General features: G+C 37.8%; 11 protein-coding genes. All 11 read left to right on the top strand.

Annotation, left to right across the window (positions count from 1 at the left end; all coding sequences use genetic code 11):
• Positions 1 to 66 precede the first annotated feature (66 nt).
• The 11 genes from rpsD to HMPREF9257_RS04555 all read left to right on the top strand — a co-directional run bounded on the left by rpsD (position 67) and on the right by HMPREF9257_RS04555 (position 12,212).
• Positions 67 to 672: a 30S ribosomal protein S4 gene (gene rpsD / locus HMPREF9257_RS04605; protein ID WP_006418413.1), complete on the top strand. Its 606-nt coding sequence runs from the start codon at positions 67 to 69 to the stop codon at positions 670 to 672.
• Between the two features lie 196 nt (positions 673 to 868).
• Complete coding sequence (locus HMPREF9257_RS04600) at positions 869 to 1,723, top strand: VOC family protein (protein WP_006418304.1); 855 nt, start codon at positions 869 to 871, stop codon at positions 1,721 to 1,723.
• A gap of 150 nt (positions 1,724 to 1,873) precedes the next feature.
• Positions 1,874 to 3,592: a septation ring formation regulator EzrA gene (locus HMPREF9257_RS04595; RefSeq protein WP_006418135.1), complete on the top strand. Its 1,719-nt coding sequence runs from the start codon at positions 1,874 to 1,876 to the stop codon at positions 3,590 to 3,592.
• Positions 3,593 to 3,684: 92 nt separating this feature from the next.
• Positions 3,685 to 4,830, top strand: coding sequence for a cysteine desulfurase family protein (locus tag HMPREF9257_RS04590; RefSeq protein ID WP_006418540.1), 1,146 nt, complete (start codon positions 3,685 to 3,687; stop codon positions 4,828 to 4,830).
• A gap of 23 nt (positions 4,831 to 4,853) precedes the next feature.
• Positions 4,854 to 6,071, top strand: a complete 1,218-nt coding sequence (gene thiI / locus HMPREF9257_RS04585; RefSeq protein ID WP_006418492.1) for a tRNA uracil 4-sulfurtransferase ThiI — start codon at positions 4,854 to 4,856, stop codon at positions 6,069 to 6,071.
• A 67-nt stretch (positions 6,072 to 6,138) separates the two neighbouring features.
• Complete coding sequence (locus tag HMPREF9257_RS04580; protein WP_006418438.1) at positions 6,139 to 6,642, top strand: thiol peroxidase; 504 nt, start codon at positions 6,139 to 6,141, stop codon at positions 6,640 to 6,642.
• A gap of 192 nt (positions 6,643 to 6,834) precedes the next feature.
• Positions 6,835 to 7,563, top strand: a complete 729-nt coding sequence (locus HMPREF9257_RS04575; protein WP_006418454.1) for an NAD-dependent protein deacylase — start codon at positions 6,835 to 6,837, stop codon at positions 7,561 to 7,563.
• 322 nt (positions 7,564 to 7,885) lie between these two features.
• The gene (locus HMPREF9257_RS04570; protein ID WP_006418437.1) at positions 7,886 to 10,519 is read left to right on the top strand and encodes a valine--tRNA ligase; all 2,634 of its coding nucleotides are present in this window, start codon (positions 7,886 to 7,888) and stop codon (positions 10,517 to 10,519) included.
• Positions 10,520 to 10,796: 277 nt separating this feature from the next.
• The gene (locus tag HMPREF9257_RS08975; RefSeq protein WP_081453731.1) at positions 10,797 to 11,063 is read left to right on the top strand and encodes a beta/alpha barrel domain-containing protein; all 267 of its coding nucleotides are present in this window, start codon (positions 10,797 to 10,799) and stop codon (positions 11,061 to 11,063) included.
• 57 nt (positions 11,064 to 11,120) lie between these two features.
• Positions 11,121 to 11,810 (top strand): RadC family protein, encoded by a 690-nt coding sequence (radC, locus tag HMPREF9257_RS04560; RefSeq protein WP_006418258.1) that lies wholly within the window; start codon positions 11,121 to 11,123, stop codon positions 11,808 to 11,810.
• Positions 11,811 to 12,011: 201 nt separating this feature from the next.
• Positions 12,012 to 12,212: a cold-shock protein gene (locus HMPREF9257_RS04555; RefSeq protein ID WP_006418141.1), complete on the top strand. Its 201-nt coding sequence runs from the start codon at positions 12,012 to 12,014 to the stop codon at positions 12,210 to 12,212.
• The last annotated feature ends 220 nt before the right edge of the window (positions 12,213 to 12,432 follow it).

The following is a 12,432-nucleotide window of genomic DNA, read 5'->3' as shown; positions in this document are numbered from 1 at the left end:
CACGCATTCGGTTTTTAGAAGTCATATTTTACTCCAAAAATTTAAATTATATGGAGGAGATTTAACATGGCTAGATATACTGGACCAGCTTGGAAAAAATCACGTCGCTTAGGCATTTCATTAACAGAAACAGGTAAGGAATTATCACGTCGTCCTTACGCACCAGGTCAACATGGGAATGCTCGTCATAAAGTAACTGAATACGGTGCTCAATTAAACGAAAAACAAAAATTACGCTTTATGTATGGTTTAAATGAACGTCAATTTAGAACTTTATTTACTAAAGCTGCTAAGATGGAAGGTAAGCATGGTGAAAACTTCATGGTTATCCTTGAGACTCGTTTGGATAACTTAGTTTACCGTTTAGGCTATGCGTCAACTCGTCGCCAAGCCCGTCAATTAGTTGCCCATGGTCATATTACTGTAGATGGTCAACGCGTTGATATCCCATCATACTTAGTAAAACCTGAGCAAGTAATTGGTCTTCGTGAACGTTCACAAGATTTAGCAATTATTAAAGAAAACTTAGAAGCAGTGGTTTCACGTTTAGACTTCGTTTCTTTTGACGAAAATAATAAAGAAGGTAAAATGACTCGTTTACCAGAACGTGGTGAATTATCTGCTGAAATCGATGAAGCCCTAGTCGTTGAATACTACAACAAATTAGGCTAATCTTTATTTTAAACTTACCAACCATAAATACTGACAAATCAGTATTTATGGTTTTTTATTGTAAAAAAGGCATGTATATGTTGAATTGTTTATAAAAGATTTTCTAACAATATTAAATTCTAATTGACATTTGAATGAAGTGTGGTATATTATTTCTAATTCGAAATAAATTTTATAGAAAAGAAGGTAATTTATAATGTATCCTTATCAATCAGAATTTGAATTAGGTCCTGTCCGTTTAAATGTGGCTGGTCTAGACCGGATGAGTCGCTTTTACCAAGAACATTTGGGCATGGATTTATTAGCGAGTGATGAAAAGAGTCGAACCTTAGGTGTTCCGGGTCGTCCGCTAGTTATTTTAAACCAAGCAGAAGATCAAGTTGAAACCCAAGCCAGCAATGGCATTTATCATTTTGCCATTTTGCTGCCGAGTCGAGCTGCTTTAGGGAATGTTTTGCGCCATTTTATCCGGATGCAAACACCTTTAATTGGTGCTTCTGACCATGGCTACAGTGAAGCACTATATTTAGAAGATCCTGAAGGCAATGGTATTGAAATCTATCGTGACAAAGATCAAAGCGAATGGACTATTTATGAAGATGGAACAATCAAAGCCATCACTATTGAAATGGATGCTAATGGGGTATTTGCTGCTGCCGATAAACCAGACCAAGTTTTGAAATTAGAAAAAGACTCTGTCATGGGCCATTTTCACTTGTCAGTGACGGATACTCAGAAGGCCCAAGAAATATATGGTCAAGCCTTGAATATGAAAGATAAGACCCCAATGCCTACCGCCACTTTCTTAGCTTCTGGTTCTTATCATCATCATGTGGCAGCTAACCGTTGGTCAGGAAGTCATTTGTTAAAACGAAAACCAGGCCAAGTAGGCTTGGAATCAATAAGTTTCATCTATCAAGACCATGCCTTGTACCAGGCTGCCTTAGACCGGTTTGCGGCAATTTCAGACTTTAAGTCTGTGACCCAAGAGGATCAAGTAAATGAATTTGTAGATGGTTTTGGCATTAAAATTCGCCTGGAAATAAAATAATGCCTTTATATTCTAAATCACTCGGTTGATTATTTATAAGTGAAGAAAGTGCTTCCTTCAAATATTTTTCTTTGAATCATAGTCTATTAATGCTATAATTTAGTGTGATAATTTGCCCCCATAGGCTCGGGGCAGTAGAGGAGCGAAAAGATGAGTTTTGTAGATATCTTATTTATCATCGTCATCATCATAATTGTAGCAGTAGGGATTTTTTACTATTTAAAAACACAGCGCAAAAAAGAGATTGCTGAGTTGGAATTACGGAAAGATGAAATGATGAATGTGTCCATTGCGGACCAACTATATACCTTAAAAAATATGGAACTTTCCGGTCAGACTAAAAGACAATATGAAACCTTGGTGGCTAATTGGCAAACCATCACCAATTTCAAATTTACTGAAATTGAATCAGCCTTAGTCGGGGCTGAGCAGTATACTGAACAGATTAATATTGTAAAATCTAAGGCAACCATTGAAGAAGCCCGGGAAATTATTGAAGAGACTGAAGTCCAAGTTGCTGATTTGAACCAATCTTTAACTGATTTGTTGGAAGTAAGTAATCAAAATCATGAGCGGTCGGAAGCTTTGTTAGAACGATATAATACTGCCCGTCAAGCCATCATGAATCATAGTTTTGATTATGGTCCTGCAATTGAAACACTTGAAAAAAATCTGCAATATTTAGAATTAAACTTTAGTCGTTATAATGAATATACGAATAACGGCGATCATTTAGAAGCAGAGTCTATGTTAGAAACCCTTTCTTCTGATTTAGAATCATTAGAAGATATTTTAAAGAAATTACCTTCTATGTACGATAAAATCAAAAATGAATACGAAGATATGATCGAAGATTTACGTGATGGTTATGATCGTATGACCGCTGCAAATTTCAAGTTTGACCAAGAGGATATACTTGATCAAATTAATCAAATTCAAGAAAAATTGAATGAAGCCAAAGCCTCAATTAAGAATGCTGATTTAGCAGAAGCACAAACCCTAATGGATAAGGCGGACCGTGAAATCGACTCCATGTATGATTATATGGAAGCAGAGGCAGAAGCGAAGCATAGTGTAGGGCAACAAATTACTCAGTTAAACGCCTTGTTCGAACAAGTACATGAAAACAATCGGTATGCTGGTATTGAAGTTGATCGCATTGCTCAATCTTATATTTTACATGATAATGAACTGGAACGTGTGAGTGAATTTGCTAACCAAATTGCCAGTGCCCAGGAAGAGTTCAGTCAAATTAAGCATGACTTAGAAGAAGACAAGTTAGTTTATAGTCAAGTTGAATCTAAAATGGATAAAATGCTTAAACGTTTGACTGAAATTGATCAGAACCAGAAAGATTTGGTTAAAGAGTTGACTCAATTGAGTGTCCGTGAGAAGAATGCTAAATCATCTTTAGATTTATTTGAACTTGATATGCGTAACATGAAACGTCGATTGGAAAAACAACATTTACCTGGCTTAGACCAATCTTATTATGATCTTTTTTATAAGGTAACGGATCAAATAGAAATGTTATCAAAACAATTGAATCATGTCCGTATTGACATGGATGAAATTGATTTACTTGAAGATCAATTAGAGGCTCAAATAGCAAAATTAGATGAACTAACCGAAGAAATTCTAGACAACGCAACTTTAACAGAGTATATGATTCAACACTCTAACCGTTTCCGTTATGATTATCCTGAAATGGATCAAGCAATTCGTGAAACTGAATATCTTTTTTATGATCAATATCGGTATCGCGATGCTTTATCAGTGATTGAAAAAGCTCTCTATCGGGTAGACCAAGAAGGGCCGACCCAAGTTCGCCGGATGTATCATCATGAAAAACAAAATCGTATTTATTAATTAATTACATAAAACAGACTACTTTCTTGTTAACAAGTTCTTGTTACTGGAACCCAGTCTGTTTTTTCTTTGCAATAGCTAAGGAGGAATCTATGTATTATTTTGACAATTCTGCCACAACCCAACCTGACTCACAAGTAATGGAGACCTATTTAAAAGTTAGTCAAGACTACTTTGCTAATCCTTCCAGTGTTCATAAACTTGGAGTTAGGTCCCATCAACTCTTAGATGCAGCCCGAAAACAAGTGAGCGAGATTCTAGGTTTTGCAAGCAATGAAATATATTTCACTTCTAGTGGAACAGAATCTAATAACTGGGCGCTTCAAGCAATAGTAGACCATTATCATGATTTGCATCCGAATAAATCTAAACTATTGATTTCAAGTATTGAGCACGCTTCTATGACCAAGCAATTTGATTTATTAAAAGAGCGGGGCTATCAAGTAGAGCTCATTCCAGTAGATAGTCAGGGATTTTTGAATTATGAATGGTTACATAGCCACCTAGATAACCAAGTCTTATTAGTTTCTACTATGTTAGTCAATAATGAAGTGGGAATGATTCAAGATTTAGATCGATTGACCGCCTTATTAAAGCAATTTCCTCAAGTAATTTGGCATGTGGATGCTGTTCAAGCAGTCACCACGTGTCTAGATGAATGTCGCCATGAACGAATTGATCTCTTAAGTTTATCAAGCCATAAATTTCATGCGCCGCGTGGGGTAGGAATTTTGGCCAAGCGCAGTCGGATAGAGAATCAACCCTTCATCTATGGCGGTGGGCAGGAAATGGGGCAAAGGTCTTCAACTGAGAATCTGGCAGCAATTGTGGCAACAGCTCAAGCTCTAAGAAAGATGTCTGAGCAACAAGGTCAAATTAAACAAAAATTAGGTCAATTTAATCACAGGATTCGTCAGACTTTAAAAGAAAATGGTTGGCAGGTTCATAGCCCAGAATCAGGTGCGAGCAGTCATATTATTTGTGCTAGTTTTGCCCCTATCCCGGGTGAGGTTTTGGTACATGCCTTTGAGGCTGAAGAAGTATATATTTCTACAACCTCTGCCTGTTCTAGTCGCGTTAGAAGTGACCATGCGACCCTCAGAGCTATGGGCCTTGCAGACCAAGAAAGTGAGTCTGCCATCCGTATCTCTATGTCTAGTCAGACTGAAGCAACCGAAGTGGACTATCTCCTAGAAACCATTCATAAAATCAGCCGAAACTTAAAAATTGGTAAATAATTTGAAGTGAGAAAGGAAAATCTATGCAAGAAAAACAAATAGTCATTCATTATGGTGAATTATCAACTAAAGGACGCAACCGGAAAATGTTTCAGACCCGGCTAGCTGACCAAATTCGTCATAAAACAAGTAAAATTGAAAAAGTAAAAGTCGTACCGCAACATGATTTTATGTATGTTAAGTGGCAATTGATGACTTATGAGGATATGGTTGCCATTTTAAAGGATATTCCTGGAATTTCTCGTTTTGAACCAGTTTACGAAGTGTCTAAGGAGATGGGGGAAATTGAAGCAGAGGCCCTTAGACTTTTTGAAGAAATAGGACCTAAAGACGGCGAATCTTTTAGAATCGTTGCTAAGCGCCAAGATAAAAGTTTTCCATTGAAAACTTATGATATTCAAAGGCAAGTTGGAGCAGTCGTTGGTCAAGCCTTTCCGGTAATGAATGTAAATTTAAAACATCCCGATTATACTTTAACCGTTCAAATTGGAGTTAAAGACCAAGCTTTTCTCAGTCTACAATCATATCAAGGGCTACAGGGCATGCCTTATGGGTCTTCCGGCAAAGGCTTATTAATGCTTTCAGGTGGCTTTGACTCACCTATTGCAGGCTATTTGATGATGAAACGGGGGATGGAACTTGAAGCGGTTCATTTCGCCAGTCCGCCTTACACCAGTCCTCAGGCCTTAGAAAAAGCCAAGAAACTGACCGCTAAATTAGCCCATTATGGTTTGCCTTTAAAATTGCATGTGGTTCCTTTTACCAAGACCCAAGAAGCAATCAAAGAACATATTCACGATAATGAATCAATGACGGTTATGCGGCGAATTATGCTAAGAATTATGGACCAGTTATTAATTCGACAAAAAGCAAATGCCATTGTGAATGGTGAGTCACTTGGGCAGGTGGCTTCGCAAACAATTGATAGTATGAGGGTGATTAATGCAGTAACCAATAGTCCTATCTTGCGACCATTAATTGCTACAGATAAGAATGACATAATTAATTTGGCTCAAACAATAGATACCTATACTATTTCTAATGAACCCTATGAAGATTGTTGTACTGTCTTTGCACCAAGCTCCCCTCATACTAAACCCAAAGAAGCAACCATTGAAGAACTAGAAGACCGCTTAGATATTGATAGCTTAGTTTCAGAAGCACTGGCACAAGTCGAAACATTTGTCATTGACGAAGATTATATACAAGCGCAAGCTGCTGAGTTTCAAACATTACTCTAAGCATATATTTGTTATCTTAAAACAATCCTTGTTATACTACACTTATCAAGTAGAAAGGGTGTTGTTTATGTCAGTGCAAGAAGTTAAGTTTAAAGGTGAACCAATCGAAGTTAAGGGAGACCAACCCCAAGTAGGGCAAGCTGCTCCTGATGCCAAGTTAACTAATTCTAAAGGTGAAAAAGTTCAATTAAGCGATGTCCTTAAAGACAAAGTGACAATTATTTCAGTGATTCCAAATGTCTTAACTCGGACTTGTGAATTACAAACTAAACAATTTGCCGATAAAACAAAAGACAAAGGGTATCAATACATCACTGTTTCGCGTAATTCTGTCGATGAATTTAACCAATGGAATGAAGAAAATGAACTCGATGTGAATACTTATTCCGATTTGGATAAAGAATTCGGTAAAGCTTACGGCTTAGATATTGATTTAATGGATGCACCTTTATTAGCTCGTTCTGTTTTTGTAGTGGATAAAGATGGTGAAATTAAGTATAGCCAAATTGTTCCTGAAGTTTCAGAAGAACCTGATTATGAGCCAGCTTTAGCCGCTGCTGACGCTTTATAATCTAAACTAAAAGTAAAGTTAAAAAAGGCAGAGACCCTAGAGGGTCTCTGCTTTTTTACGCTATTTTTTCTTGTAAAAGGAGAAAATCTGAGATTTTTGTTAAGATAGCCCTATCCGGTTCTTTTTGGTGTATAATTTAATTAAGGTAATTTTGGCTTGTAAATAGGAATATCTTTACCAAGGAGGATCACCATGGCTACTATTGAAGCACTACAAACGGCGATTGACCGCAGTCAGAATCTAGTCTTTTTCGGGGGAGCAGGGGTTTCAACTGCTTCGGGAATACCAGATTTTCGTTCGGCCAATGGCGTGTATAGTCAAGCAACTGGTAATCATATGAGCCCTGAAGAAATAATCTCCCATGATTTCTTTAAGCAATATCCAGCAGAGTTTTATGATTTTTATTTTAAACATTTAGTTTATCCCGAAGCCAAGCCGAATGTTGTTCACAAATATCTGGCTCAACTGGAAGCAAGAGGAAAGGACTTGACGATTGTTACACAAAATATTGATGGATTACATCAAGCAGCTGGTAGCCAAAAGGTCGTTGAATTGCATGGAAGTGTCCATCGGAACTATTGTTTGGCGTGTGGTCGAACATATAATTATGAGAATTTAGTTTTAGACCAAGAGGGTATCCCTCGCTGTCCCTTTGATGGTGGCTTAGTTCGGCCTGATGTGGTTCTTTATCAAGAACAATTAGATCAAACTGCTATGTTAGCGGCTATGCAAGCTATAAGTCAAGCAGATATGATGATTGTAGCAGGAACCTCCTTGGTTGTTTATCCTGCTGCTGCTTTTATCCAGTATTTTCAGGGTCAGGATTTGGCAGTGATTAATAAAACGCCACTCAAGATTAGAACCGAAAAAGTCCTAGATTATATGGGAGATATGAAAGATATCTTTCAACAATTACACTAGTTAGTTTACTTTTATCTGAGCTATGATATAATTTAGACCATAATACGATAGAATGACAATGAAGAGAGTAAGTAGTCGATACCTAAAGAGAGGAAACAAATGCTGAAAGTTTCCAATTGACGAAAGTAGCTTGGAGTCTGGGATGCCAACGTTTTTGGACTAGTAGTTTCCTACGGAGTGTAGCTTCGTTAACAATCAGAATAAGAGAGAAATCTAAAATTAGGTGGTACCACGCCGCAGCGTCCTATGTGTCAGCATAGGACGCTTTTATTTTTGATTTTGATTAAATTGTCATTTTAGGAGAGAAGAAAGGAAGTCATGGATGAAAAAAGAACTATCACCCAAATATAATCCTCAAGAAGTGGAAGCGGGTCGGTATGAAGAATGGTTAGACAAAGGTGTTTTTGCACCTTCAGAAGACACAGAGGCAGAGCCGTATTCAATTGTGATTCCGCCACCTAATGTAACGGGTAAATTACACTTGGGTCATGCCTGGGATGTGACCTTACAGGATATGTTAATCCGACAAAAACGGATGTTAGGCTTTGATACTTTATGGTTACCAGGAATGGACCATGCTGGGATTGCTACCCAAGCTAAGGTGGAAGCGAAGTTAAAAGAAGAGGGTTTATCCCGTTATGACCTTGGCCGGGAAAAATTCTTAGAAAAAACCTGGGAATGGAAAGAAGAATACGCCCAAACAATCCGCCAACAATGGGCTAAGATGGGGGTATCGGTTGATTATAATCGCGAACGTTTTACTCTAGATGAAGGCTTGAACAAGTCAGTTAACAAAGTTTTTGTAGACTTATATAATAAGGGCCTAATTTATCGCGGTGAATATATTATTAACTGGGATCCTGCTGCTCAGACTGCCTTATCTGATATCGAAGTCATCCATAAAGACGTTAAAGGCGCCTTCTACCATATTAATTATCCGGTGGTGGGTAGTGATGAATTGGTTGAAATTGCCACAACCCGGCCAGAAACCCTATTAGGTGATACAGCTATCGCGGTCAATCCGGCCGATGAGCGGTATGCTCATCTTCTTGGTAAGAAAGTGCTCTTGCCTTTAGTGAACCGGGAAATACCAGTTGTCGCTGATGAATATGTTGATATGGAATTTGGAACGGGTGTGGTTAAAATCACCCCAGCTCATGATCCCAATGACTTTGAAGTCGGAAACCGCCATGATCTACCACGGGTCAAGGTTATGAACCAAGATGGATCAATGAATGAAAAAGCTGGTAAATATGAAGGTATGGACCGGTTTGAGGCGCGCAAGGCCATTGTCGCCGATCTAAAAAATTTGGGACTTTTAGTTAAGATTGTTGACCATGTTCATTCCGTAGGTCATTCTGAACGGTCAGGTGCGGTTGTTGAACCTTATCTATCTACGCAATGGTTTGTAAAAATGCAGCCCCTGGCGCAAGCAGCCATTAATAACCAAGCAAGCGACCGTAGGGTTGATTTCTTCCCAGATCGTTTCAATGATACCTTTATCTCCTGGATGGAAAATGTCCATGATTGGGTCATTTCACGGCAATTATGGTGGGGACACCAAATCCCTGCTTGGTATCATAAGGAAACTGGGGAAGTTTATGTTGGGGAAGAGGCCCCAGCGGATGAAGAAAACTGGGATCGCGATAGTGATGTCCTAGATACCTGGTTCTCATCAGCCTTATGGCCATTTTCTACCATGGGCTGGCCCGATAAAAGTCAAAATGATTACCAACGTTACTTCCCAACATCAACTTTAGTAACGGGTTATGATATTATTTTCTTCTGGGTTAGTCGGATGATTTTCCAATCCTTAGAATTTACTGGTCAAAGACCTTTCAAGAATGTACTTTTACATGGCTTAATTCGAGATGAAGAAGGCCGGAAAATGTCTAAATCCTTGGGTAATGGGATTGATCCAATGGATGTGATTGAAGAATATGGTGTGGATGCCTTGCGCTGGTTCTTAGCCAATGGGTCTGCTCCAGGTCAAGATGTCCGTTACTCACCTGAAAAATTAGCGGCTGCTTGGAATTTTATTAATAAAATTTGGAACGCTTCTCGTTATGTTCTTATGAAGGTGGGTGATATGACCCTAGCTGATGTAGAAATTGGCAGCGATACCTCTTTAGCTGACCAATGGATTCTATCACGTCTCCAAGAAACAATTGAAACGGTAACCCGTCTCTTTGATAAGTTTGAATTTGGTGAAGCCGGACGAGCCCTTTACCACTTTATCTGGGATGATTATTGTGATTGGTATATTGAGATGACCAAGGAAAGTTTACAAAACGACCAAGATAATAAAACCACTAAATCAATCCTAATTTATGTTTTAGACAAATTCTTACGGTTACTTCATCCAATTATGCCTTTCGTTACGGAAGAAATTTGGCAACAATTTAATCCAGAAGATGAATCAATTGTGGTTGCAGCTTATCCAACTGTAGTTGAACCATATCGGAAGCCAGAGGCTGAAGAAGCTATGAATCAATTGATTGAAATTATTCGGGCTGTCCGTACGATTCGTAATGAAGTCAACTCACCTTTATCTAAACCGGTAGATATTTATATCAAAGTAGGAGACCAAGCGGCTAAAAATCTGTTAGAGGAAAATAAATCATATATTGAACGTTTCTGTAATCCAGATAAGCTTGAAATTGAAATAAATCTAGAAACCCCGCAAGAAGTTATGACCCAAACTTTAGCCTTTGCTCAAGTCATCATGCCTTTACAAGGGTTAATTAAAATTGAAGATGAAATTGAACGTTTAAATAATGAAGTGACAAAATTAAGTAAAGAAGTAGCACGGGTCGAAAAGAAATTGGCTAATCAAGGTTTTGTCGCTAAAGCTCCTGCCAAAGTAGTAGAAGAAGAACGACAAAAAGGAGAAAATTATCAAAATCAATTGAAGGAAGTAAATGCTAGAATCGAACAATTGAAAAAATTAATCTAACTTTATTGGATTCAGGACTAACTATTGATTTTGCTCACTTTATAATTGGAGCCAAATCATAGGTAAATTTTAATGCTGTCCGAGAGACAGATAAACAACCCTGGTAAGATAAGTGAGTAATGAATAAATCAGGTTACCTAAAGCCCAACTCGTGAGAGCTGGGCTTTTTATCTTTTATCTTAACCTATAAAGGAGCATAACATGGACTTTGGATCAATGATGAAACAAGTTTGTTCAAAGCAAAAGGTGGTTTTGGAGGGCTAGGGGGACCGCAGCGATTAAGGCCATTGCTTTAGGCAATGTACATGCCTTATATCAAAGACTTCGCCCTGAGATTACGATTATTGGCACAGGAGGTGATTCTAATGGACGTGATGTGTTTGAAATGGTTCTTTGCGGCGCTTCGATGGTTCAAGTGGCTTCTGCTTTGGCTGCGAAAGGTTCTGGTATTTTTACTAAGTTAAATCAAGAATTGTCTGAAATTATGAAGTTAAAGAGATACCAAACGATTGAAGAGTTTAAGGGGCAATTACGCCATTTATAAAAAGGAATTCTAGCTTGATGGGGTATTTATTACTAGTAAGCTAAGGAGGCTAGCAAAATGAAATCACCCCTTATTCAAGAAGTTCCTGTCGATTCTTTACCCCGAGAACGTTTGTTATCTTTTGGTGTTAAAGCTCTTTCAAACCAAGAGCTCATGGCAATCTTATTAAGAACTGGTTGGCGCAAAGATAATGTCATTGTTTTAGCTGGGCATTTATTGAAACGGTTTGAGTCACTTCATGAGTTAGGTCAGGCAAGTATCGAAGAGTTAACCCAAACACCAGGTATAGGTCCGGTCAAAGCCATTGAAATAATAGCAGCTTTGGAATTAGGGCGTCGCTGTGCTAGTAGTCAATTACCTAAATATGGTCAAATAACCTCTACCCGGTCAGCTGGACAATGGTTAATGATAGAAATGGCAGACCTCCAACAAGAGTACTTAATGGCCTTATTTCTCAATACCAAAAATGAAATTATAAAGAAAAAAACTATTTTTATTGGGACAGTGAATTCTTCAGTAGCCCACCCACGCGAAATTTTTAAAGAAGCGGTTAAGTACCCAACGGCACGTATCATATTAGGCCATAATCATCCTTCTGGCGATGTAGCCCCATCAACGGCTGATATTCAGTTTACCAAGCGGATGATTGAGTGTGGCCAATTGATGGGAATCGAGATTTTAGATCACCTAATTATTGGACATGAGAACTATTTAAGTTTGCATGAAAGTACCGATATTTTTGATTAAGATATAGATAGTTAAGAGTATTTTAAAAAAGTTACTTTCAAATTTTTTGCAACTATGCTATAATAAATTCATGTTTTTGTAAGTGGTAAGATATTATGTTTGAAATTTTTTTAAAAGTAATACATCTTTTTCGTACCTAAGCAAGAATATAAAAATAATTTAGCGATAGCAATAAATGTTAGGCGCGAGGAGGATATTATAATGGCAGAAGGAAAAGTAAAATGGTTTAACGCAGACAAAGGTTTTGGATTCATCGAACGCGATGGCGAAGATGATGTATTCGTACATTTCTCAGCAATCCAATCAGAAGGTTTCAAAACTTTAGAAGAAGGTCAAGCTGTATCTTTCGATATCGAAGATGGCGCACGTGGACCTCAAGCTGCAAACGTAGAAAAAATCTAATTTTTATACAGCTTAAAGAAAGTCAGGGTAAATCCCTGGCTTTTTTTATTTCCAAATGATTGCGGATAATTTTACTTCTTTATGTGAGGGTGAGTAGTTTTTTTAGATAATTTTTTGTTATAATTTATCAAGTAGAAAAAATAAAAGAAAATAGCCTATCCTTATATGGGGTAGGCTATTTTTTTATGGGGCAAAAAAGGGGCAAAAAGGGGCAAAAAGG

The organism is Eremococcus coleocola ACS-139-V-Col8, assembly GCF_000183205.1.
In the GTDB taxonomy this organism is placed as follows: domain Bacteria; phylum Bacillota; class Bacilli; order Lactobacillales; family Aerococcaceae; genus Eremococcus; species Eremococcus coleocola.
The sequence above is the reverse complement of the archived record's forward strand: the minus strand, read 5'-3'. Positions and strand labels throughout refer to the sequence as shown.